Annotated in this window: 30 protein-coding genes; 21 read left to right on the top strand and 9 right to left on the bottom strand. The window is 59.9% G+C overall.

Features of this window, described 5'->3' with window-relative positions; all coding sequences use genetic code 11:
* Positions 1 to 578: 578 nt before the first annotated feature.
* The 6 genes from JOE32_RS10725 to JOE32_RS10700 all read right to left on the bottom strand — a co-directional run bounded on the left by JOE32_RS10725 (position 579) and on the right by JOE32_RS10700 (position 4,953).
* On the bottom strand, positions 579 to 872 hold the full coding sequence (locus JOE32_RS10725; protein ID WP_209983860.1) for a hypothetical protein: 294 nt from the start codon (positions 870 to 872) through the stop codon (positions 579 to 581).
* Between the two features lie 15 nt (positions 873 to 887).
* The gene (locus tag JOE32_RS10720; protein ID WP_209983858.1) at positions 888 to 3,686 is read right to left on the bottom strand and encodes a toprim domain-containing protein; all 2,799 of its coding nucleotides are present in this window, start codon (positions 3,684 to 3,686) and stop codon (positions 888 to 890) included.
* A 4-nt stretch (positions 3,687 to 3,690) separates the two neighbouring features.
* Positions 3,691 to 3,924, bottom strand: a complete 234-nt coding sequence (locus tag JOE32_RS10715; protein WP_209983856.1) for a hypothetical protein — start codon at positions 3,922 to 3,924, stop codon at positions 3,691 to 3,693.
* A 74-nt stretch (positions 3,925 to 3,998) separates the two neighbouring features.
* Positions 3,999 to 4,235, bottom strand: coding sequence for a hypothetical protein (locus JOE32_RS10710; protein ID WP_209983853.1), 237 nt, complete (start codon positions 4,233 to 4,235; stop codon positions 3,999 to 4,001).
* Positions 4,232 to 4,711: a YmfL family putative regulatory protein gene (locus JOE32_RS10705; protein ID WP_280922777.1), complete on the bottom strand. Its 480-nt coding sequence runs from the start codon at positions 4,709 to 4,711 to the stop codon at positions 4,232 to 4,234. The genes JOE32_RS10710 and JOE32_RS10705 overlap by 4 nt, the downstream gene beginning before the upstream one ends.
* A 29-nt stretch (positions 4,712 to 4,740) precedes the next feature.
* Positions 4,741 to 4,953 carry a hypothetical protein gene (locus JOE32_RS10700; protein ID WP_032870897.1) on the bottom strand — a complete coding sequence of 71 codons (213 nt, stop codon included), beginning with the start codon at positions 4,951 to 4,953 and terminating at the stop codon, positions 4,741 to 4,743.
* A 141-nt stretch (positions 4,954 to 5,094) separates the two neighbouring features.
* On the opposite strand from JOE32_RS10700, the gene JOE32_RS10695 reads away from it, so the two are divergent.
* Together JOE32_RS10695 and JOE32_RS10690 are read left to right on the top strand one after the other, a co-directional pair.
* The gene (locus JOE32_RS10695; RefSeq protein WP_245229271.1) at positions 5,095 to 5,388 is read left to right on the top strand and encodes a helix-turn-helix transcriptional regulator; all 294 of its coding nucleotides are present in this window, start codon (positions 5,095 to 5,097) and stop codon (positions 5,386 to 5,388) included.
* A 75-nt stretch (positions 5,389 to 5,463) separates the two neighbouring features.
* The gene (locus JOE32_RS10690) at positions 5,464 to 5,649 is read left to right on the top strand and encodes a hypothetical protein (protein WP_209983848.1); all 186 of its coding nucleotides are present in this window, start codon (positions 5,464 to 5,466) and stop codon (positions 5,647 to 5,649) included.
* 38 nt (positions 5,650 to 5,687) lie between these two features.
* Here the strand turns inward: JOE32_RS10690 and JOE32_RS10685 are convergent, their stop codons facing one another.
* The 3 genes from JOE32_RS10685 to JOE32_RS10675 all read right to left on the bottom strand — a co-directional run bounded on the left by JOE32_RS10685 (position 5,688) and on the right by JOE32_RS10675 (position 8,850).
* Positions 5,688 to 5,945, bottom strand: coding sequence for an ogr/Delta-like zinc finger family protein (locus JOE32_RS10685; protein ID WP_209983845.1), 258 nt, complete (start codon positions 5,943 to 5,945; stop codon positions 5,688 to 5,690).
* Positions 5,946 to 6,020: 75 nt separating this feature from the next.
* Positions 6,021 to 6,890: a phage portal protein gene (locus JOE32_RS10680; protein ID WP_209990467.1), complete on the bottom strand. Its 870-nt coding sequence runs from the start codon at positions 6,888 to 6,890 to the stop codon at positions 6,021 to 6,023.
* Entirely contained in the window at positions 6,802 to 8,850 is a 2,049-nt protein-coding gene (locus JOE32_RS10675; protein ID WP_209983843.1) for a terminase family protein, read from the bottom strand. The genes JOE32_RS10680 and JOE32_RS10675 overlap by 89 nt, the downstream gene beginning before the upstream one ends.
* A 163-nt stretch (positions 8,851 to 9,013) precedes the next feature.
* Between JOE32_RS10675 and JOE32_RS10670 the strand changes: the two genes are divergently transcribed.
* From JOE32_RS10670 to JOE32_RS10580, 19 genes are all read left to right on the top strand, one after another.
* The gene (locus tag JOE32_RS10670; RefSeq protein ID WP_209983841.1) at positions 9,014 to 9,931 is read left to right on the top strand and encodes a GPO family capsid scaffolding protein; all 918 of its coding nucleotides are present in this window, start codon (positions 9,014 to 9,016) and stop codon (positions 9,929 to 9,931) included.
* Between the two features lies 1 nt (position 9,932).
* A complete protein-coding gene (locus JOE32_RS10665) occupies positions 9,933 to 10,952 on the top strand; it encodes a phage major capsid protein, P2 family (protein ID WP_003235225.1) in 1,020 nt (339 codons plus the stop codon).
* Entirely contained in the window at positions 10,949 to 11,677 is a 729-nt protein-coding gene (gpM, locus tag JOE32_RS10660) for a phage terminase small subunit (protein ID WP_003235228.1), read from the top strand. Before JOE32_RS10665 ends, gpM begins: the two co-directional genes overlap by 4 nt.
* A gap of 99 nt (positions 11,678 to 11,776) precedes the next feature.
* The gene (locus JOE32_RS10655; protein ID WP_209983840.1) at positions 11,777 to 12,247 is read left to right on the top strand and encodes a head completion/stabilization protein; all 471 of its coding nucleotides are present in this window, start codon (positions 11,777 to 11,779) and stop codon (positions 12,245 to 12,247) included.
* Complete coding sequence (locus JOE32_RS10650) at positions 12,244 to 12,693, top strand: phage tail protein (protein ID WP_209983838.1); 450 nt, start codon at positions 12,244 to 12,246, stop codon at positions 12,691 to 12,693. Before JOE32_RS10655 ends, JOE32_RS10650 begins: the two co-directional genes overlap by 4 nt.
* A complete protein-coding gene (locus JOE32_RS10645) occupies positions 12,683 to 13,363 on the top strand; it encodes a hypothetical protein (protein ID WP_003235233.1) in 681 nt (226 codons plus the stop codon). Before JOE32_RS10650 ends, JOE32_RS10645 begins: the two co-directional genes overlap by 11 nt.
* Positions 13,364 to 13,374: 11 nt before the next feature.
* Positions 13,375 to 14,490 carry a DUF2586 domain-containing protein gene (locus JOE32_RS10640; protein WP_209983835.1) on the top strand — a complete coding sequence of 372 codons (1,116 nt, stop codon included), beginning with the start codon at positions 13,375 to 13,377 and terminating at the stop codon, positions 14,488 to 14,490.
* A 6-nt stretch (positions 14,491 to 14,496) separates the two neighbouring features.
* The gene (locus tag JOE32_RS10635; protein ID WP_003235237.1) at positions 14,497 to 14,946 is read left to right on the top strand and encodes a phage protein; all 450 of its coding nucleotides are present in this window, start codon (positions 14,497 to 14,499) and stop codon (positions 14,944 to 14,946) included.
* Complete coding sequence (locus JOE32_RS10630) at positions 14,946 to 15,164, top strand: TraR/DksA family transcriptional regulator (protein ID WP_003235240.1); 219 nt, start codon at positions 14,946 to 14,948, stop codon at positions 15,162 to 15,164. Before JOE32_RS10635 ends, JOE32_RS10630 begins: the two co-directional genes overlap by 1 nt.
* Positions 15,161 to 15,367, top strand: a complete 207-nt coding sequence (locus JOE32_RS10625) for a hypothetical protein (protein ID WP_003235246.1) — start codon at positions 15,161 to 15,163, stop codon at positions 15,365 to 15,367. The genes JOE32_RS10630 and JOE32_RS10625 overlap by 4 nt, the downstream gene beginning before the upstream one ends.
* Positions 15,364 to 15,897 carry a lysozyme gene (locus JOE32_RS10620; RefSeq protein ID WP_209983833.1) on the top strand — a complete coding sequence of 178 codons (534 nt, stop codon included), beginning with the start codon at positions 15,364 to 15,366 and terminating at the stop codon, positions 15,895 to 15,897. Before JOE32_RS10625 ends, JOE32_RS10620 begins: the two co-directional genes overlap by 4 nt.
* Positions 15,897 to 16,349 carry a lysis system i-spanin subunit Rz gene (locus JOE32_RS10615; RefSeq protein ID WP_209983832.1) on the top strand — a complete coding sequence of 151 codons (453 nt, stop codon included), beginning with the start codon at positions 15,897 to 15,899 and terminating at the stop codon, positions 16,347 to 16,349. Before JOE32_RS10620 ends, JOE32_RS10615 begins: the two co-directional genes overlap by 1 nt.
* Before the next feature lie 34 nt (positions 16,350 to 16,383).
* A complete protein-coding gene (locus JOE32_RS10610; RefSeq protein ID WP_186751381.1) occupies positions 16,384 to 16,671 on the top strand; it encodes a putative phage tail assembly chaperone in 288 nt (95 codons plus the stop codon).
* Between the two features lie 23 nt (positions 16,672 to 16,694).
* Complete coding sequence (locus JOE32_RS10605; protein ID WP_003235253.1) at positions 16,695 to 16,835, top strand: hypothetical protein; 141 nt, start codon at positions 16,695 to 16,697, stop codon at positions 16,833 to 16,835.
* 6 nt (positions 16,836 to 16,841) lie between these two features.
* A complete protein-coding gene (locus JOE32_RS10600; RefSeq protein ID WP_209983830.1) occupies positions 16,842 to 19,154 on the top strand; it encodes a phage tail tape measure protein in 2,313 nt (770 codons plus the stop codon).
* Positions 19,151 to 19,468, top strand: a complete 318-nt coding sequence (locus JOE32_RS10595) for a DUF2590 family protein (RefSeq protein WP_003235256.1) — start codon at positions 19,151 to 19,153, stop codon at positions 19,466 to 19,468. Before JOE32_RS10600 ends, JOE32_RS10595 begins: the two co-directional genes overlap by 4 nt.
* Positions 19,465 to 20,637 carry a baseplate J/gp47 family protein gene (locus tag JOE32_RS10590; protein ID WP_209983827.1) on the top strand — a complete coding sequence of 391 codons (1,173 nt, stop codon included), beginning with the start codon at positions 19,465 to 19,467 and terminating at the stop codon, positions 20,635 to 20,637. The genes JOE32_RS10595 and JOE32_RS10590 overlap by 4 nt, the downstream gene beginning before the upstream one ends.
* Positions 20,634 to 21,158 (top strand): phage tail protein, encoded by a 525-nt coding sequence (locus JOE32_RS10585; RefSeq protein WP_003235260.1) that lies wholly within the window; start codon positions 20,634 to 20,636, stop codon positions 21,156 to 21,158. Before JOE32_RS10590 ends, JOE32_RS10585 begins: the two co-directional genes overlap by 4 nt.
* Before the next feature lie 8 nt (positions 21,159 to 21,166).
* A complete protein-coding gene (locus tag JOE32_RS10580; RefSeq protein ID WP_209983825.1) occupies positions 21,167 to 23,581 on the top strand; it encodes a phage tail protein in 2,415 nt (804 codons plus the stop codon).
* The last annotated feature ends 3 nt before the right edge of the window (positions 23,582 to 23,584 follow it).

Genomic DNA, 23,584 nt, shown 5'->3' with positions numbered 1-23,584 from the left:
CCCCTAAAGCTGTACTGGTATAGCGACAGTCTGACGATCGGAAACAAAAAGGCCCGTTTCCGGGCCAAGTATCTTGAAGCGCATCTTCTGGTGGACGCGGCTTATGGTTTGGACTTGTGGTTGCGAAGATGAGCATTCTGCAACTGGCGCCGCCGGCTGCATTTCAGGTGATTACCCTGGGCGCGCCACCTGCCACACTGGTCGCACAGGCTGGTGTAGTCGATGTTCCAGGGAAAGCGTGGCACAGGTGACCGGTCGGAGCGGTTAGACATGACGCATGCCCCCCCGGGTTTGAGGGGCGGCGAGCAGCCTAGCCACCACTGCCGCATCCGTTTCGCTAAGTTCGCCTAGCGTGTTGGCCATCTGGCTGAGACTTTCGAGGCGGGTTCGCGATTCAGGAGTTTTGTGCACAAGGTAGCCAATGACGGCCGCGCCGATAATCGCGGTGGCCACCAGGTGGCGTGCCGGTGTGGTAGCCTTCGAGCCGCTGCTGCTTAGGTTCTGTGCTTGCATGTTATAGCCCTCTGTTGCGGTTGGGTGTCGGGGAGCTGCAACTCCTCGGCACTGCTTTTTTAAGGTCAGTCCTTACGGGCCAGGTGAATCACCAGGCCGTCAAAATCCGGCTCATGCTCAACGCATGATTGCCACTCCAATACCTTCAAAATCTGTTGCCCACTACAGCCGTCCACCAGGATTTCGCGATGGCCACCGGCTGCCCGGACTTCCAGGATCTCCAGCAAGCTATCCTCCCCATATGCCCCGGCCTGGATGATCGGCGCGCTCGTGCCGGTGAATTCCAGGCGCTCCTGTACTGACTGCAGCTTGCTTGTTTTGCCGTCGCCGGCATTACCCATAAACACTTGGATCTGCATCGGTCTTGCTCTCCTTTACGCCTTGAATGTCCAGCACTTCACTGTGGTTGGCCGGGGTTGTGAACACGGATTGCGGCTATTGAACGCGGCACGCACAGCGCTGTGTACGGCCTTGTTGCTGTCCAGAAACTTGCGGGAGCGGGACTCTTTGAGCAGGTCGCGCAACGTGGCCACATCGGCCAACTTCTGTTTGTGTTCGGCGGCACGCTCGCAGAATTCGTTGAGGTTGATCGCGATCACGGTGGGGTCGCTGCTGTGGTCAACTACTGGGTCTTCGCTCAGGGATTCGAGGTAGTCGTAGACCTCCCAAAACTCGGCCACGGCTGCATGGTCGGAGCTGATCGACGCCTGGCGCTCGATGGCCATCCGCACGATCTGGCGCTGGGTGGCAGCGACCTGCGGGTCACTCAATTTCAGTACCAGGCGAATGCAGTCCAACAGCGAGAGCATTTGCGCGTGATTTTTGCTGATGCGCTCCACGCGGACGTATCCGCGCAGGTCATAGCCGCAACTGGTGCAATTGCCCTGGTCACTGGTATAGGCCGTGCTGCAGGCGAAGCAATGGGTGTGCAAACGACGCAGCTTCGATTCGTGTTCGGGCATACGCTGAGCGAACAGCTCAAGCACTGCGGACTCTTTGCCCACTGCGCGTAACAGAAAGTGGCTGAGGGCGTCGCCGTCCAAGGCGTTGAGTTGATCCGCAGCCGCACGGCTTTCAGGCGTGACGGTCGGGCGCACAAAATGCAGCTTCACAATCCGCGTCATGATTGCTTCGTGGGCAACCACGGCCGCGTTCTGGCTGATAGCGATCGTTCCACGAAATGGCGGTTCGTAGGTTTCGTTGCCTGCAGTCTTGACGCCTTTCGTGGCGAGGGTGCCACCGCCGTAAAAGTCTTTCAGCTCGTCCCATTCAAAAGTTCTAGCGTTCGCACGATCGTCGCCGTGGCGATCGGCTTCTAGGAATACAACCGGCATGCCGGAGACTTGGCCCATCAAGCGAGAGCGCCCGGCCTTGGTAGATTTCATAGGGTCAAACCCTTCATAGCCTTCTCGACCGAGCAGTTTCCAAAGGAGGTTCAGAAGTGTGGTTTTGCCGGCGCCGGCTTCACCCGTGGCTTCTAGGAATGGGAAAGACTGGTAGCGGGCGCGGATCTGCTCGCAGAACAGCGAGCCGAAGAAGAACACCAATGCGACAAAGCCCTGAGCGCCGAAGCAGGTCCACAGCAACTGCACCCACTTTTCATCAAAGCCCTTTGCTTCGCGCTGCAGCTTGATGGGGACGCCTTTCTGCAGGGTTTTCAGGCGCAGCTTGCCGAATTCGAAATAGTCTTCGCTGTTGACCTTGTAAGTGGTTCCGTCCTTGATCGCGATATCGCCGTAGACGTAGCAGGCGTATTCCTTGCTGTAGCCCACGTAGTCGATCGTCGAAACGGTTTTGATGCCGAATAGCTGATCTTTCATGAGCTTGTCGAGTTGCTGGCCACTGCCGGTGAACATTGCTCCAGCAGCCATACCGAGCAGCCGCTTTTTGAATTCGCTTGCGGCCGACAGCTGGCCACTGGTGAAGGTGTTCTTCACGCTTTCGGAGTCGTGGGGGAAGTCCACGCGCATGTAATACCAGGACTCGTCCGTTACTTCGTTACGTTGGAAATACAGCGCCTGGGGATAGCAGTTGGCGATCTCCACAACGCTGCCGGACTGCTGCAGTGCTTTTTCGCGCTGTTGTGCCTGGTTTAGTAGTTGGTCGTCGTGATTCTCGCTGTCCTCGATGTCGGACATGGCCCGGTTGAATTTCTCCATGTCCAACTTGAACCAGTACAGGCGGTTCCCAAAGCCCAGGTGAAATTCCCCGCGCTTGTTCCAGTCGTACATCAGCAAGGCCTTTTCCGCTGCGCTCTCGGCCAGCAGTAGGGCGCCCTGGTGGCGTGCTTGTTTGAGGTCAGTTGCTATCTGGTCGGCGCGTTTGGTGTCGTCCTGGATGAAGCTCCAGCGCTGATGAAGGTCGTTCCAATCAGACTTGCGGCCGTCGCGTTGTGGGATCAGTGCAGACTCGCAGACGAAGCCCAGGGCGCGGGCTTCGCGCACCCAACGCCGCGTATATACGTTGGCGCTGGGCTCGTTATCCAGGGCCCAAACCAACTTGGGCAATTTCCCGCCTTCGCGGACTTTGATCAATGCCTTGAGCGAATCCCCTGGGAATGCGTTCGAAGACATGGCCGACACTGCCGCGATGTTGTGGTGTACCAACGCGATGGCATCGAAGATCCCTTCGACAATCCAGATCTCCTTGGCTTCAAGAAGGTCGACGCAGGGCGGGCACCACCACACGCCACGATAGCTATCCTTGGATTTGAAGCGGGCCTTCATCTTGCCGAAGCGGTGCGGCTGATCGATTAGACGCTCCCACCAACCGCCTTTTTCCAAAGCGAAGCGCACCGTTGCGCTGCCAGCATTGTGTTCAGGGGAGTAAAACGTTTCCTGGGTGAACCAACCCCGGATCAGCTCAAACCGAAAGCCCCGGGCGAACTCAAGGTAGGCACGTGCTGTTGCGTTGGGATGCTGGTCTGTCGCCGGCGCTCGCTTGCTCCAGTCTTCAAACAGATCGTCGTACAGCTCTTTTACGTGCAGGGTGTGGCCGCACTTCTCGGGGCGACCACAAATCACCATCCATGGCGTGTCAAAGCGGGAATACAGCTCTTTCTTTTTGCACTTGGGGCATGTGCCACCGCGCATGTAGTCGGTGCCCGTGCGGTGCTTGAGTCCGAAGTCGGACTGGAGGCGTTGGAGCACGTCGTGACGTAAGTCTTCTTTCATGGGGTTACTTCACTGCTTTGAGGCTGTGGGACAGGGCTGCCATGAGGCGTTTTTGCGCAGCCATGACCGGTATATGAGCGAGAATCGCGCCGTGGCGAAGACCGGCCGCAACAAGTCGGAATTGGTCGGCGTACCAGTGTTCGTTGAGGCTCAAGCGATACTGTTCACGCAGGTTGGCCAGCAACGCTTCGGCCTCGGCCGGGTGCAGTTGTGTGGTGACAATTACGGCGTTTGTCATCGTTAAACCTCAATTTCGGGCGCAGCTCACCCAAACCCACGAGATGTGGGGCCGGCGATTGGTAGGGGTGAGTGTTAAGAGTTCGCGGGACGTTGGCGGCGCGCCAGGTCCAACAGCTCGATGTGGGCAAGGTCAGTCAGTTTGGTTGCAACCGGTTCGGCCACGTCGAGGTTCTCTACCAGATGAACGACTGCTCGGTTGCGTAGCGCCGACAGATCGCCCAGGTGTTCGGCTTGGTGGCGCTTAAGGAACGCCAGTGCAGCGTTCTGCACGCATTGTTGGTAGTCCAACGCATTGATTTGAGTGTTCATTTGCCTTTCCCTGACTTGGCGCGGTAGAGATCAATGGCTGCATGAATTTCGGCAGTACGTGCAGCTATGTGCAAGACGTGCGCGTTCAGGATCAATTCGGCCTCGTCTTCAGTGATTACCCCGTCGTCGATAGCCTGAGCGATAACCTGGTCGACCGTGCCCTGTTTGGCCGACGTCTGTACTGCCCGTGCGTACATCTCAACGTTGTCGAGGTTTTCCGGTTGTACGACAGGAACGAACATGCCGCCGTACATTGCCGCAACGTAGTTGGCCAGGTGCTGGGTGCCTGTGACCTGTTCCAGTTGAAATATCTGGAGGTCTGTCAGCGGGCGGCAGTTATTGTTTTCGTAAGCATGGTTATCAAACTTTTTGAGAGGTAGGCCGATGCGAGCTGCGGCGCGCTCGCGGCCACCTTCTAAGGTGCAAATAATTGCACTGACGACTTCACGGCGTGTTTTTAGAACCTGACTTTTCATCTTCTGCTGTTCCATCAGTGGCCCCGCCATTACTGTGCGATCACGCCTTCTTTGATCCCAAGGAGAACGGCAGCACGATGTGCCTCCCCACGACGGCACTGGCTCTGCCCACTCAGGACCGCATAGACGGTGCTGGGATTGAGCTGGTGCTGGGCTGCGAAGTCTTTGGCTGACTGTCCCCGCTTTTCTAATGCTTCCCGCGCTTGTCGGCGGGCTTGCTCGGTAACGCTTGAGTTCGGCATAGTGCAGATCCGTGCAATTTCATGTGGTGTGAGATGCACAATGATGCACTTAGGTGCACTTGTAAAGAGTAAGGATGAAAAAAAGTGCATCTTTCTGAAGAGATCGGGTCTCGGCTGCAAGAAGAACGGAAGCGGAGCGGCATGACGCAGAGCCAGATCGCAGAAGCTTTGGGTATTGCGAAGCGGACTCAAGCGAACTATGAAGCTGGATCGAGTGATGCAACGGCGTCGTACCTGAGCAAAGTCGCTGTTCAATTCGAATTTGACGTGCCTTATATCCTCACGGGACGCAGAACTACGCTGGCCAATGATTCGTTGGATGATGTTGAAGACAGCATCATTCGGCAGTATCGGAGCATCCCAGCAGAGGATCAAAGAGCCATTCGACGCTTCGTTAAAGCTATGGCAGATGAGGTTGTAAAAGGAGTCAATTGAAGGAGTTTCTTTAGTCTCTACAAGGACTTGCCCCCATATCAGCGCGTCAGCAATAGTTTTTATGGAGTGGTAAGCATGTTGGATCGCACAAACGCCGATGCCGGTTACGTTGAAATGTCTGCATCTGCGCGGTATGAGCTTTCGCACATTGAACGTCGCCTGATTGGCTTTTATCGCCAATTGACACATCGTGACCGCGAGCAGTTGCGCCGACTGATCGAAGCGCTTGTAAGCAACCCGGATCAGTCCGACGAAGATTGATTCCTGAGCCGCCGGCATGCCGTTGTCGGCGGTTTGCATCATGCGACTGCCTGCGATCCGAGCTTTTCGAATAGCTCCCTCTGCTGAGCCTTGGGCATGTCCCGCAGGCGATCAATCAGCAGTCTATCGAACGTCTGTGCTGACGGGCTGAGTGTGTGGGAGAACGTGAGATTTGCGACCCAGCTGTGTCCACATTTTGCGTCAAGGCACTGGCAGTAAAGCTTCGCGAAGTCGGTAGATAGCGCCTCACGCGACGCAATCCGGCCTTTATGCCCACATTTACAAGTAACTCTCATGATCCCTCCCCAGGGTGCAGCAAATTGCCACTATTTTCGCATGTGGTGCAGTATTTTTCTCTACGTTTTGAGCCTTCAGTCAGCTCTTTCCTCTGCGGTATCGAACTTTCTCCAGGCGATACGTCTGTCAACTCGAAGAGTGCCGTTCAGTTGGTTGAACAACTGACAGATCGGCCTGATCTCGTTGCTGGTGTACACACGATCGATCTTCTCGATATCCCCAAATCCGCCGCTGTTCTCCGGGATGATCCCGGCCAGGGCAGGGTTCATACGCCACGCGGCAATCACGTCATTGCGGGTGATGTTCTTCACCTTCTCCAGTTCGTCTTTGGCCTGGAAGTCTCCCACGGGGATGATCTGAATCGCGTTTTCCTTGCCGTTGGGGATGTTGACGAACATCGAGCGGAAGTTGCCCACGCCCTTACTAGCGCTGATCTGGGCGCGCAGGTTCTCTTCGTCTTCCTCGGTCAGGTCCGGGTCGTTGGTGTAGAAGATGTATCCCGCGTGTGCGCCGTTACTGTAATAGCGCCGGCGGAACAGGGTCGCGGCTTCGTTGAGCAACAGCGCCTGCAGACCGCCCAGGTAGTCGGGCACGCCGTAGATGTTCTGTTCCACGTCGTAGTCCAGGACGTGTTCGATTTCGTCCTGGTCGAAGTCCATATATTTGCTGTCTGGCAGCAGCATCCTGAAACCGCCGTCGACCTTCACCCGCATGTTGATCGCCGGTAGGTGCTGCATTTCCAGTACCTCGCCAAAGGCGTTGGTATCGCGATAGAAATATGCCTCACCAAATACCATGTAATCCAGGCTGGCCCGTCCCATGGTCTGCGTGCTGCAGCCCACGGACGGGATGAACTCACGCAGCAGCAAGTTGCGCTTGAACTTGGGGATGGCGCCGTGGTGCGCGTTGGCGCGCAGCAGCTTGGCCAGGCCCGCCCGTGACACCGGCGGTTTGTAGATATCGCCGTCGTCGCTGAGAAACACGCCCAGGTACTCGCCGATGTTGCCGGACAGCACCTGTTCCGGTTCCCCGAAGGTGAACGCTCGCATGGGCTGCTGCTGTACCTGCTGGCTGGCTTGGGGTTTTTTGCGTTGTGACTTGGGCATTGGTTCCGCTCGTGACGTAGCGGCTTCGGCGCCGCTTGTTGGTGTTGAGGGGTTCATTGAACAGGGCGTGCATGATCGACCAGGCGATATCGGCGTGGCCGGTGGCGTCGGTGCGCGAAGCGCTGTAGGTCACCTGGCCGCTGGTGGTCGTGCCCCGCTTGATGGTCAGGAATGCTTGGGCGATATCGGTCCAGCCGGCATCCCATTCAATGCGGCTGCCCTGGATCGTGTCCTGCGCCTTGAGTACCAGAGTGTTTTTGGTTTCAAGGCTGTAATGGATGGCGGTCGCGCGTGGGTAGAAGTCGCGCACCAGGTCAAACACTCCGTAGCCGATACCGGTCGTGTCGATGCCGATATGTTGCACGTTGAAACGCTCGGTAAGCTTCTTGACCTGCTCGGCTTGGTACTTGAACGACTGCCCACGCCAACTGTGTTTTTCCAGGATGCGGAATTTCGCTCCTGGCTCCAGCGGTGGGGCGACCACCACGCATGTGGCGTCGTCGCGGGTGCGGCTCGGGTCGTAGCCAAGCCACACCGGGCTGTTGCCGAATGGACGATCCAGTTCGGGGTCGTAGTCCTCCCAAAGTGAGAGGTCGGAATAGCATCGCTCCAGATCCTTGAGCCCGAACGCGCTCTGGCTGCTGTCGATGAACTTGCAGTAGAACAACTGCTGGAATTTGTCTTCGTCGTACTCGAGCTGCAGCTGCTCCAGGTCGAACAGGTCGCACCCGCCGGCGATGGCGTCGTCCAGGGTGATGGTCTTGCGCCACTGACCATCAGGGCATAGCGCGCCCTGCGTGTATGACGCCTCGGTGGGCCAGGTACCGCCGGCCTTCTTGCCGCGTTTGCTGTTGCGGAACTCCTCCCCGGACCAGAACGGATACGCCTGGTGCGACACTGCGCTGGGCGTCGAGAAGTAAGTTTTGCGCCACTTCTTGTGGGTGCCCATGGCGCTGGCCACGGTGCTGAGTTTGTCGAAGTCTCGGATCCAGAAATATTCGTCGACGTAGACGTGGCCATGGTAGCCCTGGGCGGTGCTGCTGTTGGTGCTGAGGAAGCGCAGTTCGGCGCCGTTGCTGAGCGTGATCGGGTTGCCGGTCAGCTCGATATCAAACCACTGCTTGGCAAACTGGATGATGTAGCTGCGGAAGATCTCCGACTGCGAGCGGCTGGCCGACAGAAACACTTGGTTATCGCCCGTCAGCACCGCATCCATGAACGCTTCGCCGGCGAAGTAGTAGGTCAGGCCTACCTGGCGACTTTTCAGGATATTGCGGATACGGCACGTCAGCGGGTTTTGCTTGGCCGCGAACAGCTCCTGCTGATACCGGTACATCTTGCTGATGAACTTATCCAGGAAGTCGACTTCGGTCAGCCCGCTGATATCGTTCTTGGCCTTCTTTTCTCTCTTCTTGCCACTGCCCTCGCCACGGGCCGAACGTCCACCAGGCGCGCCCTGGCGGCGTTCCTGGTGCTCGCTTGCACTCTCTCCGATCGGTGCAGACGACGGTTTCGCGGCCTGCTTTAACAGACGCTCGCGAACGCTGGTCAACCGGTCCAGCTCGTTGAGATCGTCTTTGCTCAGGCTCCCGGCTTTGTCCAAAAGCAGGGTGATTCGGCGGCCGACGGCCGTCAGCGGTTCTTCGTCCGACAGCATGTCTTCCCACCCGCCCTGACGTATCCAGTAATAGACGATGCGGATGTTGGGCAGGTTGAGCTGCGCCTGAATTTCCTTGGCCTTACAGCGGCGCAGAAACAGGCGTTTGGCGGCTTCTTTAACTTCGGTCGAGTAGTACATGGGCCGCAGTCTATGCGGCGAAAACGCAGGAAACGCGGGGTTAAATTCCGTGATCCGCCTATATCTCGAATATAGGAGAAACGCGCATTTGAACCGTTTGTTTGGCGCTCGGCGGCTCCCTATCTTGGCGGCTCATTCAACCGATTGAGCGCAGTTAAAACCCATGCCCCGTTCCCTTGTTTCGTACTGGAAACGTGTCGCCACCAGCGGCACCACCGCCGATGGTCGCGAGATCCTTCCCCAGGAACTGCGCGATATCGCTGAAACCTACAAGCCGTCCAAATATACGGCGGTGATCTGGTGCGACCACGAACGTTGGAGCGGTTCCCACGGCACTGTCTTCGCCGTGCGACTGGTGGAGGAGGGCGACGACTTGGAGCCCGGCCAAATCGGTTTAGAGGCACAGCTCAAACCAAATGATCGCCTTCTACAGCTGAATGACCAAGGCCAAAAGCTGTTCTCCAGCATTGAAATCACCCCGAATTTCGCCGGCAGCGGAAAGGCCTACCTGACCGGTTTAGGCGTCACCGATGAGCCGGCCAGCCTGGGCACCCAGGAACTCTATTTCTCCAAGCAAACCCATAAAAACTCCTTCTACGCCGCGTCCGTTGAACTGGGCTCCTTTGAAGCCGAACCGCAGAGCGAGGTCGGCAAGCTGGTCGGCTTGCTCGCTGGTCTGTTCAAGCGCTTTGCCACGGACGTCGAACCCGCCGAACCCACCACCCCAACCGAGAGCAAACCCCCAATGGATGAAGCTACAGCAACGGCCCTGAAAGCCCTGCTGGCTCAATTGCTGATTGTCGCTTCCGGCATTCAGGCTGTGATTGAGCCCGTCGCGGAAGACGCGCCAGAGCCCGACGCCGCACCAATCGACGACGTGACAACAGCTGTCGACGATATCGTCACCACCGCCGAGGATGAGCGCGAGTTCAATCGAAAAGGCGGTGCGACGAACAAGGCATTGCTCGCCAGTATGGCGAAGCTGGAGCAGCAGTTTTCCGCGCTGCAGAACACCTCGACCGGTCGCCAGTTGCCACGCAACCCTGGCCCTGTGATCGCAACCAAAAAGCGGGTGCTCTGATATGGCCCAGCCATTAAGCGCCCGTGGCGCCAAACAATATGCCGAGCTGCAGGAAGCCTACGCCGAAGCGTATGGGGTCGAAAGTTCGGCTCGGATGTTCAGCGTTGACCCGACGATTGCCCAAGAACTGAACGACGCGATCACCGCGAAAGCCGACTTCCTGGAGCGCATCAACGTCACTCCGGTCAGCGAGATCAAGGGCGAGAAGGTGTTCATTGGCGTGAACGGTCCGGTCACTGGCCGCACCAACACCAAAACCACCGACCGTGAAGCCAAAGATGCTTCGGCACTGGATAACACCCAATACGAGCTGGCTGATACCCAGTCGGATGTGGGCCTTCCATACGCCAAGATCGACGCCTGGGCGAAGTTTCCAGACTTCAAGGAACGTTATTCCGCTGCAGTGCAAAAGCGCATCGCGCAGGACCGGATCGTTATCGGTTTCCATGGCACCCACGCGGCAGCGCAAACCGACCTGGAGAAATATCCGAAGCTGCAGGACGTGAACAAAGGCTGGCTGCAGCAACTTCGCGAGCAGGCCCCGCAGCAGGTGCTGAAGGAGGGCGCTACCGCTGGCAAGGTCATGCTGGGCGCCGGCGGTGATTACGCCAACCTTGATGCCCTGGTGCACGACACCAAGCAGATGGTCGACGAGATCCTGCGCGAAGACGGCGACCTGGTCGCGATCATCGGCACCGATTTGCTCGCTGCTGACAAGGCCAAGCTGTACACCAAGCAAGGCGACACGCCGACCGAAAAAGAGCGCATCGAAAACGCGCAGGTCATCGCGACCTATGGCGGTCTGCCGGCGTTCAGCGTGCCGAACTTCCCGGTCAATGCGGTGCTGGTCACCAGTTGGGACAACCTGTCGATTTACTTTCAGGACACCAGCTGGCGTAAGCAGACGATCGAGAACCCGAAACGCTCCCGCGTTGAGGATTACAACAGCCGCAACGAAGGCTACGTGATCGAGCAGTTGGAAAAGATCGCCTTCACTGAAAACGTGGAGCTGGTGAAGTGAGCCTGGCCCTGGCGCACAAGCGGCGCACCTTGGCGTTGGGCAGCACAGCAGTGGCGGCGCTCGCCGCTACTGCTGGAATGGCCTACTCGCCAGCGGATGCCCTGAGCAGCCCGGCCAACGCCCGTAAGCACTTGCTGTTGCAGGAAGCGGCATTGGACCAGGACCTGGCCCGAATCAGCGCCATCAACGGCCTGGCCGGGCGCCAGGCCCTCAAGCGCGACGAGCTGCTGCCCAAATACCAGGAATACGTGCAGCGCTACTGCGAGTCGGGGCTGAACTTTCCCAACCGTGTCGCGGTGCAGGTGATGGTCTGGTTGTTCGATACCGCCCAGTTTGAAGATGCGCTGGAGCTGGCTGACTTCCTGATGGAGCAGGGCGGTCAGCAGATGCCGGAGCGCTTCAAGCGCCGGGATATCCAGACCTTTGTCGCCGATGCCGTGTGCGAGTGGGCCTACGCCGAATACAACGCCGGCCGCAGCCCGGAGCCCTACCTGTCCGACCTGTTGCCCCGCGTGGATGGCGAATGGCAACTGACGGAGCAGATCCCCAGCAAGTACCACAAGTTGATCGGCATGCGCGCCATGGAGGCGGAGCAGTGGCAAACCGCGCTCAAGCATTTGGAGCGCTCCACCGAGCTGTACCCGAAAGCCGGCAACGACACCCGCATCGATAAGGTCCGCAAGGCCCTGGCAAAACAAGCGGCCGCTACCCCGGCCACCGAATAACCGACTACCCCCCCCCAGCGGGGACCTGTGGAAGTGAGCCGCCCATTTATGGACCGTCCCACTGAAAACAGGCTCCCCGCCCTATTTGAGCGGCCAGCAATGAGCTTTTCCGGGAAAACCACCACCTTTGTGGAACAGACGATCGAGAACGACGGCTTTTGGCCAGACCTCTCTGTGTCCGAATTCCAGAAGGAACAACGCCTGCCTGCGGAGTACCTGGTAGAGCTGCTGGTCGACACACTGAAAAGCGCCATGGTTGAGGTGAACACCGACCTGGCCCGCGTGAAAGCTACCCTGCAGGGCGCTGGCGTATCGAGCCTGACGGCAGCGGCGGGTGCGGGCACCCCTGCGGCATGGGCCTACGCTCATAAAATCACGCTCTACAAGCGTGCGGTTCACTGCCGCGCCAAAGCCCACTCACTGCCGCAGTTCGCCACCGTCAATCGTCGCGAGAGCGCGGAGAACACCGGCAAGGAAGCCCCTGAACGTGTCGAAACGTTCCTGGCGTTCAGCCAACAGGCCGTGCGCGTACTGCAGGGCCGTGGCCGCATCACGGCTGCGCTTCAGTGATCCAGTTGAAGGCGCTGACCGCCTACCTGATGGCCCGCAACCTGGTGGAACCGGAGCAGTTCGACAGCTGGACCGAACAGGTCAGCCTGGAGCTGATCTGGAAGCCCGACCTTGACGGCCTTCACATGGCTGACATGCGCTATCGCGCTGCTTTCTCCCTGGAACGATTCACCGGTAACCCGGGCAGGCTGATGGCCCTGGTCGGCAGTTGGCTTGAAACCCACGACCCCGATCGGGACCGCCACGAACTGCCGGCGCCGCTGTTTGCGATTGAGCCGCTGGACGCTGACAGCTTCGACGTCGACCTGTCCCTGGAGTTCGTTGAGCCCCAATACCTGGCCGAAGATCCAGGCGGCGAGATTGAGGCGTTCGGCAAGACCTGGGCGTTCGTCCCATTTGATCTGTGGACAGCCGAGCAGGGCGAGGTGGGCAGCGATGGCCGCTAGTGCACTCGATCTGGATATTCGCGGCTTGCTCAACGTCGACGCGCAGCTGGCGTTGCTCGAACTGCCTCCTCAGTTGCGCCGGCGACTGCTGAACAACGTGACCAAGCGTGTACGGACGATGAGCCGTAAGCGCGTACGGGAGCAGAAGAACCTGGACGGCAGCCCGTTTGAGCAACGCAAGGGCAGTGCCAAGGGCAAAAAGAAGATGGAAGCCGGCCTGGCCAAGCTGCTGCAGGTCACGCGTGTCAGTTCCGATGAGGCCGAATTGGGCTGGAAAAACGCACTCACCCGATGGGTCGCCTCCCAGCAGCACAACGGCGTCAGCGAGCGGCGCACCGCCGCGCAGATGCGCCGCTGGAACAAAGTCCCCCCAGGAATTGCGTGCACCGACAAACAGGCAAAACGCCTGCGCCGGCTGGGCTTTCGCGTGCGGCAGAAGGGCAAAAAAGCGCTGGCCAGGCCGTCAGTGGCTTGGATTCAAGAACACGTCAACTACGCCAAGGCCGGCTTGCTGATCCGCATTTTGAACGATGAAAGAACCGAGACCACCGGCGCGCAAAGCTGGGATATCACCCTGCCCAAACGCCAGTTCCTCGGCGTGGAGACCGGGAGCGAAACCCGCGAGCTGGTTAACCAGGTCTTCCAACAAATCCTTAATTCACCCCGCTAACGAGGCACAGCATGGCACTTGGCAAAGTCAGCGTTAACAATCTCAATCTGGGCCAAGGCGCCGTGACTGAGATCGAGCGCTATTTTCTCTTCATCGGTCCCGGCACGAAAAACGTCGGCAAATTGATGCCCCTCAATACCGACAGCGACCTGGACGCCTCTCTGGGGCTGCCAGCCAGTGACCTGAAAACCCAGATAACTGCTGCACGCCTGAACGGCGGCGATCGCTGGGCGTGCCTGGCGGCGCCGATTGGGGCCGAAGGGGATTGGAAGACCGCCCTGGAGCAGTCCCAGCAGCAGGGTTTCTCTGTTGAGGCGGTTGTCATCACGCAACCGGTGGTCAAGGCCGCTGAGTTGTCAGCGATGCACGACGCCGCTGTCGCGCTTGGCAATGTCTACGGGCGCCGCGTCTTCGTTATGGCCTCCACGTCCAGCCCTACGCCACTGCAGGCCTGGTCCGAATACCTGGTTGACCAGAAAGCGATCGTGGACGGCTTGGCCGCGCCCCGGGTGCTGGTCGTCCCTCAATTGCATGGCAATGACTTGGGCGTGCTGGCCGGGCGCCTGGCCAATGCTGCGGTGAGCATCGCCGATAGCCCTATGCGCGTGGCCACCGGTGCCGTGCTGGGCCTTGGCGCCGTGCCTATCGACAAAGACGGTATCCCGTTGCCGTCCTCAATCCGCGCTGAACTGGACAAAGCACGCTTCTCCGTCTCCCAGACTTACCCCGATTACCCGGGCGTGTATTGGGGCGACGGCAACATGCTGGACACCCCGGCCAGCGACTACCAGGTCATTGAATACCTGCGACTGGCGGACAAGGCCGCGCGCCTGGTGCGTCCACTTCTGATCCGCCGCGTTGCCGATCGCCGGTTGAACAGCACACCCAACAGCATGGCGGTAAACGTCACCGCGCTGATGGCTCCGCTGCGCCGCATGGCCAAGTCGGTGAAGTTCGCCGGCGAGGTATTCCCGGGCGAGATCGAATCGCCAAAAGACGGGGACATCGTGCTGGTCTGGAAGAGCAAAACCTCCGTCGAGGCGTTCATCAAGATCAAACCCCACAACTGCCCGAAAGACCTCACGGCGAACATCGCCCTGGACCTTTCCAACGACGATTCGGAGTAACACCCCATGTCACGTATTGGCGGCAAAAACTTTGACGTGAACCTGGGCGATCTGCAGGTTCACGTCGAAAGCTGCACCCTGGATATCACCGACAACAGCAAGACTGCGCAAACCCGGGGCGTGCCTGACGGCTACGTCGACGGCGATGTTGCGGCAGCCGGTGAACTGGAGCTGGACTCCACCAACTTCAATCTGCTGATCGAGGCGGCGCGCAACGCCGGCAGTTTCCGCAAGCTCGATGCCTTCGACGCGGTGTTCTTCGCCAAGGCCGGCGACGACGAGCTGCGCATTGAGGCCTTCGGATGCAAGTTGAAGGTATCCAGCCTGCTGAGCATCGATCCCAAGGGCGGCGAGAAGACCAAGCACAAGGTGCCATTCGAGGTCACCAGCCCGGACTTCATCCGTATCAACGGCGTGCCGTACCTGGATGCAACTGAGATCGAGGGCATTAGCTGATGGTCTGCCCGTTCGATCGCGCCCAAGCCCTGGAACAACGTCAGCGGGACCAGGCTATCAACGCCCAGTTGGCCCAGGCCCGGCGTGAGTCAGCGGGCCCAAGCCTTACTCACTGCCAGGACTGTGATAACGAGATTCCTGCCGCGCGTCAGGCGCTCGGCGGCAAAACCCGTTGTGTCCCGTGCCAGTCCTTTTTCGAAAAAGGAGTGCAGCGATGAGCACGAATCAGGCGGCCCAGGACACCGCCATCGCACTGGCGAAGGCGTCACCTGCGATCGGTGTAGCGGCCACTGGGGCGACAGGGGCCGTCGACTGGTCGGCTGTCGCCTACATGCTGACCGCCGTTTACATGGTGCTTCAGATCCTGCTGCTGGTTCCCAAATATCGCCAGATGTTGCGCGATTGGAAGGTGAAGACATGAGCCTGCGCGGCAAGATCGCCGCCGGCGCCATTGCACTCTGCAGCTCCACGTTGGTGCTGTTCCTGGGCACCTGGGAAGGTAACGGCCAGAACACCGTGTATGCGGACAAGCTGGCCGGTGGCCTGCCGACTGTGTGCAAGGGCATCACCCGTCATGCCAGCCCTTACCCGGTGGTTGTGGGGGATTACTGGTCGGACGCTCGCTGCAACGAAGTGGAGCAGTTGGTGATCAGCAAAGGCCAACTGCAGTTGGCCGACTGCATCACCAATCAGGATGTGGGCCAGAACACTTTTGACGCCCTGAGCAGCCATGGCCACAACTTTGGCACGGCCAGCACCTGCGCCAGTCGCGCCGTGGGCCTGATCAACGCCGGCCGAATAAAAGACGGTTGCCAGGCCCTGGCCTGGGCGCCAGACGGCAGAACGCCGGTGTGGGCCTTTGTCACCGGCCCCCAGGGCAAAAAGGTGTTTATCCCTGGCCTACATGCGCGTCGGTTGGCCGAAGCGGCGCTGTGCGAGGCGGGGCTGTGATGCGCGACGGCATTTTCATTCTGGTGCTGTGTTTGGTGGGCTGGTTCGGTTTCGACCTGCTGGAAGGCCAACGCAACGCCGCCCGCAGCGAGCGAGACGCCGCGCTGCTTGAAGTCAGCGGCCTGCGAGAGGCGGCGCGTATCAGCGGCGAAATGCTGGCCGCGCGTGACGCCATCGATTTCCAACGTACCCAGGAACTCAACGATGAACGCATCGAAAACGACGGCTTGCGCCGCGCTGTTGACGCTGGCCTTAACCGGTTGCGCCTCAACGCCACCTGCAGCGCCCCAGCCACCCCAGCGGCCGGCGCCGGCCGCGTGGTTGATGCAGCCACCGCCGAACTCACAGCAGACGCTCGACAGGATTATTTCACCCTCAGAGATCAACTCGCCCTCAGCCGGCAAATGATCCTGGGCCTGCAGGACCACGTGCGCAGGGTATGCCTGCGCTGATTCAGCACTTTTCTAACCTCAACGGAGCAACACCATGACCGATACACGCGATATCACCCTTGAAGTCGGCGACAAGGAATTCACCTTCGCACTGACCCCGCAGGACGTGACCAAGTACTTCAATGCCGTGACGCAGACCAACAAGGTTTCGCCGGCCAACAACCTGCTGGTGACCACCGTTAAGCAGGAAGACCGCGCCACGCTCAAGGCTTTGCTGGGCAACCCGGTATTGGTCATGCAACTGGCCGGCGCGCTCCTCGAGGAGTACGGCCCGGACGTTGAAATCACCGTAAAAAAGCCCTCGACCACGCCGAACGACTGACCGAAAACGGCCTTGGCCAACTGGTGGCCCTGGCCAGCCGCTGGCTACCTGGTGCCGAGCCCACAGCCGAGGTGATGGGCACGGCCAAGTGGCTGGAGGACGAGCATTGGCGCCGGATGGAAATCGCCATTGCCAACGGCATCGCCCACGCACTCAACGGATAAACACAGATGGCTGACAAAAGCGCCCGCCTGGCCTTCATTTTGAGCCTGACCGATAAGGTCACCGCCCCTCTGGGCAAGGTCAAAATGGGCTTTGCTGACCTGGCCGAGCAGGGCCAGAAGAACATCACCCAAATGGGCCTTGGCCTGGCTGGGATGGTGGGCGCCGGCGTGGCCATCTCCGAATCGCTGGAACCAGCCTTGGAGATGAACCGGGCGCTGGGCGAGGTCCGATCGCTGAACGTTGCGGAAGATGCCTTGGATTCGCTCAATCGCAAGTCGTTGGAGTTTTCGGTGAACTACGGCGAGAACGCCCGGGACTTTGTCGCCTCGGCGTACCACATCGAGGGCGCTATCAAAGGCCTTGCGGGCAGTCAGCTGGCGACCTTCACCAACGCCAGTGCCGTGTTGGCCAAGGCCACCAAGTCCGATGCGGACACCATGGGCACCTACGTTGGCACCATGTACAACCTGTTCAAGGGCCAGGCCGACGCCATGGGCAAGGGCCAGTGGGTGGAAAATCTGGCGGGGCAGACGGCCACCGCGGTGCAGCTGTTTCGCACCAGTGGCGAGCAGATCGGCGAGGCTTTCAAATCCGCCGGCGGCCTGGCCAGCACCGCCGGAGTGAGCCTGGCCGAGCAAATGGCGGTACTGGGCACGCTGGGCAGCACCATGGACGGCGGGGAGGCCGGTGGTCTCTATAAGTCGTTTTTCGAGAATGTCAGCGGCGCCTCGGAAAAGCTCGGCATGTCCTTTGTCGACCAGCAGGGCAAGTTGCTGCCGATGATGGACATCCTGGACAAGCTCAAGGGTAAGTTCGGGGATCTGTCTATTGAGGCCAACGGCAAGAAGCTGCGTGACGCCTTCGGTGGCGAAGCGGCGCGGTTGATCACCACCTTGATGGGCGACACCGGCCGCCTGAAAAACGGCATGGAGCAGCTTGGCAACGTGCGCGGCCTGGAGAACGCCGAGCGCATGGCCAAAAACATGGTGGACCCGTGGCAGCAGTTTGGTGCCGCTGTGCAGGCGCTGCGTATCGCCTTCGGGCAGTCACTGATCCCGATTCTGGCCCCGCTGATGGACCGCCTGGTGGCCATCGCCAGTACGCTGACCCGCTGGACCCAGCTGTTCCCCAATATCACCCGCGCAATCGGCATCACGGTGCTGGTGGTGTTCGGCATCATCGCCGCTATGTCCTTGCTTACCATGACGGTTGGCATCTCGAAAATGGTCTGGCTGGGCATGGTCACCGTCTGGAAACTCCTGACCATGGCTGGCCTGCGCAGCGTGGCCATGTTCCTGTACCACACCGTCATGGTGATCGGTTTTGTCGCCGGCCTGGTGCTGATGGTCGCCTGGATGGGCTTGGTCAAGGGCGCCATGCTGCTGTGGCAAGGCGCGATCTGGCTGGTCAACACCGCGTTGCTGGCCAACCCGGTGACCTGGATCGTGATCGGAATTGTTGCTCTGGTCGCGGCCGTCGCGGCGGCGATCATTTATTGGGACCAGTGGACCAGCGCGCTGCTCAACAGCGAGGCGTTCCAATGGGTCAGCGGCCAACTGACCGCGCTGTCGGAATGGTTCGACTCGATGGGCGGATGGTCGAGCATGGCCAGCGCCGCATGGGATGCCATCGTCAACATCTTCAAAAGCGCGATCAATGGCTTGATCGAGATGCTGAACAAGATCCCCGGCGTGAGTATCGATGCGGCGTTCGGTGACATGCCGGCCGCGCCGGATCTGCCGACAATCAGCGCGCCCCAGGTCGAGGCGCCATTGCTGCCGCAGTTGGTCAGCGCACCCCAGCCACCGATCCAGGCGCCGCCTTTGGTGCTGGCTGAACAGCCAAAGGCAGCGATGCCGGCAATGCCCACGCTCAACACGCTGCAGCCCCAGGCTCAAGCGCCGGCCCTCGTGCTGGCACCGGTGCCGAAAACACCGGCGCCGGTCGCGCAACCGCTGACCGCGCCCCAAGCGCCGCGTACGGCACCGGCACTGGTGGCTGCGCCGGTCTTGAAAACGCCCGCGCCGATCGGGCCGCAGTTGCGTGTTCCCCAACCTACGCAGCCGCCCGCCCTGGTGACAGCGCCCAAACCCACCGAGAAGGCCGAGCAAAGCCAGGAACGGATCAACAGTGCAGTGACCAGCCTGTCACCCAAACGGCCGGACGCGGTGCCCCGGGGCGGCTTGCTGTCCAGCATCCAGAACAACAACCAAACCCAAAACAAGGGCACCCATGTGGAGAACGTCAACATTCACACCGGTAAAACCATGAACCCGCTGGAGCTGGAAGGCATGTTGGCCATGGCGGTGGGCGGATGAGCGATTACATCGACCTGCTGATTGTGGAAAACGACCTGGTGCTGGACCCCTCGCGTCAGCCTTTGCTGATCGAGGACCGGGCCAGCATCGCCCAGGACATTGCACACATGATCCGTGAGAGCGGCTTGCTGGTCACGCTGGTGGCAGAGCGGAGCAAGTTGCGTCAGCGCGACTGCATCCAGCAACTTGAGCTGCTGGTAGAGGCCGACGAGCGCCTGGTGCCCGGGACGGCGCTGATCAACCAGGTGCGGTCCGGCCAGTACCTGGTCACAGCCAAAACGCTGAAATTCGGCGATATCGAGGTGGTGTTGTGAGCGACGTAGATTTTAAACAGGCGCTCGCAGACGCTGGCATTCCGATCACCGAGGACGGGTTGCGCAAGGCTTGGGAAAAGGAAGTGGCCGCCCAGGGCAGCAAGATGAGCAACACCAGTGCCTATTCACCGTTCTGGCGGGTGATCACGGCCCTGGTAACCAAGCCGGTGCTGTGGCTGATCAACTTCATCAGCGGCACGATCCTGCCCAACTTCTTTGTGAAAACGGCCCAAGACAAGTGGCTCGATATGCTGGCCTGGGCAGTCAATGTGGAGCGAAAGGGCGCGACCAAAGCCCAGGGCATGTTGCTATTTACCCGTGACGTCGCCGGCGGCGTGCTGCAGCTGCCCGCCGGCATACAGGTTCAGTCCGCCGCTATTAACGGCCACGTTTATCAACTGGTCACAACCCAGGCGGCAACCTTTGCGGACGGTGTGCTGCAGCTGGAGATCCCCGCACAAGCGCAGGAGGTGGGCAGCGGCTACAACCTGGCGCCGGGTTATTACGCCATTTTACCGGTGCCCATTGCCGGCATCGTCCAGGTGGTGAACGCGGACGGCTGGCTAATTGCACCAGGTGCAGATCCAGAACCGGACGACCAACTGCGTTTGCGCGTGCGCAACCAGTTTTCGGCGGTCAACCAGTGGCACACCGATGCGGTGTACCGCGCCATGATCGCGGCCTTTCCAGGCGTGCGCCCCGATGGCGTGTATTTCCTGCACGGTGCGCCCCGGGGCCCAGGCAGCGCCAATGCCTACGTGCTGTTTGAAGCCGACGTGCCGGCCGCGACGTACCTGGGGCAAATTAACGCCCATATCCGCGACCAGGGCAACCATGGCCACGGCGACGATCTTTTGGTGTTGGTGATGCCCGAGACGCAGCACGCTCTGCGTGTGCTGCTGTGGCCGCGCCCGGTGCTGACCAGCGAGCAGCGCACCAAGCTGCAGGCCGAGGTCGAGCAGTTCATCCGGGCAGCCTTTCGCGAGAGCGGTACCGGCGATTACCAGCCGACCCTGACCTACCCACAGGCGCGCTTTTCATTCAGCCGCCTGGGCGAAGAACTCCACCAGCAGTTTGCCGGCATTGAGTCGCTGCACTTCGACAATGCCGACATTGTGTCGGAACTGACGATTCCACGGATCAGCAGCCTGCAGGTGGTGTTGCCATGATCAAGCTCGGTTTGCCGTTCTGGCTCGATGGTCCGCAGCTGGCCAAGTTGAAAGCTGCAGCGCAGTCCTGGTGGGAAACGGTCGAGGGCTGGTTGCACTGGCCGCTGCTGCAGATGGATGCGGAAACCTGTCACTTGACGGTGCTCGACCTGCTGGCCTGGCAGCGCGATATCAGCCGCTTCAAGGACGAGCCGGAAAACCTGTACCGCTTGCGGGTGAAATACGCCTTCATCAATGCCGTTGACGCCGGCAGCACGGCCGGACTCAAACGCATCCTGCAGCGCCTGGGCGTGGGTTATGTCGAGATTGACGAGCGCATGGCCGATCGGGACTGGGACGTGGTGCTGCTGCGTCTCTCCGACTCGCAGCTGTCGCAGAACCCCGAGCTGCTTCGCGTGTTGATTCAGCAGTACGGCCGCACCTGCCGGCGCTATGACTTCGTGACCATCACCCCTGTATCGCTGCGCATCGTCGCAGTGGACTTCAACGACGATCAGCAAACGCTGATCGCCAGCCTGTAGGAGCCCCCATGGGAGCCAGTATTACCCTTGCAGGTGAAAGCCTGATTGCCCAGAAAATGGGATCGCAACAACGCCTCGAAGTCGTGCGCTTTGTGTTTGCCAACGTGCCGGACCTGAACCCGAACGCACCCGTCAATCGTGCCGCCGCGAAGCCCCCGGCCGCGCAGATCGTGCACAGCTACACCATCCCCCAGCAAAACGTGGGGTATGTGAACCCCAATCAGGTGGTCTACAGCTCGATGCTGGGCAGCGATGTCGGGGATTTTGATTGGAACTGGATCGGCCTTGAGACTGCCGAGAACGTGTTGCTGGCCGTGGCCTACGTGCCGCTGCAGCAGAAGCGCAAGAACATTCCCCCGCTGCAACTGGGCAACAACGTAACCCGCAACATCTTGGTGGTGTTTGATGGTGCCCAGGCACTCACCGGCATCACCATTGATGCCAGTACCTGGCAGCATGACTTCACCGTGCGCCTCAAAGGCATTGATGAGCGTGAGCGCCTGAGTAACCGGGATGTGTTTGGCCGTGCCTGCTTTTTTGGCAGTGCGTTTCAAGTTGAAAAGGTGGGATCTGCCTACCAGCTGAATCCAGGCGTGGCGTACATCGAAGGTGTACGCATCGAGCTGGCCAAGGTCTCGCCAGTTGTGCCGGCACAAATTCCCACTCAGAGCTGGCTGCAGGTTTCATTGCGTCGGGAGCTGAACGATGTGGTGGCCTCTTGGAAAGTGGTGTTCGCGCCGGACCAAGTCGACTATGTGACCTCTGACGGTGCCCAGGTCTACTGCGTGCCCCTGGCCGATCTGACCGCCTCGGCAGTGAGCGATCGCCGGACGGTTGAGGCCATCAATGGGCCGCTGATTCAACACCTGGCTGCGCGCAACGGTGATTATCAGAGCCTGCGCGCTCGTGCGACGACCAAGGGCGATGTGGGCCTGGGCAATCTGCCGAATGCGATCAGCGACGACGATACCACCAACGACAGCTTGATTTTGGCTACGACCAGGGCGGTTAACGCCGTTCGTTTGGCGCTGCAGGACGCGATCAAAAAGCTGATCAACGGCACTACGCCGGTGGGCAAGGCGAAGCAGTTGGAAACCGCGAGAAAGCTATCGATCAGCGGCGCCGGCGCCGGCAGCGTGGACTTTGATGGCACTGCAGACGTTGATATCCGGCTGACGATGCCGGATATCGTCGCCGCCTGGAAATACACCAAGGTAACGGTCAACTCGAAAGGCTTGGTGGTCAGTGGCGAATATCTCCAGCCGAGCGATGTGCCCACGTTGGACTGGTCGAAGATCAGCAGCGGCAAGCCTACGACCCTTGAAGGGTACGGCATTACCAACGCGTTGCCGCTGGGGCTTACCAGCAAGCGGCCCCAGCTATATGCGCCTGCACCCGGGAGGGAGTTCTATACCGGCGCGTTAGAAATCCGGGAAGCCATGTTGGTCACCGATACGCAGAACAACTTCGACTACGCCCCACGTATTCAATTTCACTGGGGCGGTGTGGTTGCCGGCGATCTTGCGATGGACGTAAGCGGTGTACTGCAGTGGAAAGGTCTTCCGATTTGGACCGCTCATAACTTCACCCCAGCGGTGAAAGCAGACAAGGCCACAACGCTTGCTGGCTATGGCATCACTGACGCCATCCAGACCGGAAAATGCGGTTTGGCATCGTCCAGCGCGGCGCTGAGCCCGATCGACACCATCGGCTTGCCAGGCGGATTTCACTATTTTGGCGCAGGGCAAACGACCTTTGAGCAGTATGTCAGCGTCCTGAATATTCCCTATGGGAGCAGTGCCTACGCGGGTCAGATCGGTCTGCAGCAGGGAACGCCTGAGCCCCGGGCGCTCATTCGATCAGTGAACAACGCGGGCAACTGGACGCCCACACGTGAGCTATGGCACAGCGGCAACCTCAATCCTTCCAGCATCGTGCCTCCAGGAACGATCGTGGCGTTTGCGATGGCGACCCCTCCGCCGGGCTTTTTCAAAGCGAATGGCGCAGCGGTGTCTCGGATCACGTACGGGGCTTTGTTCGCGCAGATTGGCACGAGCTACGGGGCAGGGGACGGCGTTAATACGTTCAATCTGCCAGACCTTCGCGGCACATTCTTGCGTGGTTGGGACGACAGTCGCGGACTCGATGCTAATCGAGGACTGGGGACCCTGCAGGGCAGTCAGAACGCCAGCCACACGCACAGTGCGTCTAGCGATGTACAGGGCGCCCACAGTCACGGCATTTGGCCGATCGCGCTCAACATCACCACCGGCCAGGGCGGTGGGCACTACTCGGTAGGCGCCTCGCTTTCGGCAAACAGCGGATCCGCCGGCGCCCACAATCACAACATCACAGTCGACGCATCGGGTGGTATCGAAGCACGCCCGGTCAACGTTGCCATGGTGTATTGCATCAAATACTGAGGT

Origin of the sequence: Pseudomonas sp. PvP025, from assembly GCF_017832155.1 — a bacterium.
GTDB lineage: Bacteria > Pseudomonadota > Gammaproteobacteria > Pseudomonadales > Pseudomonadaceae > Aquipseudomonas.
The sequence above is the reverse complement of the archived record's forward strand: the minus strand, read 5'-3'. Positions and strand labels throughout refer to the sequence as shown.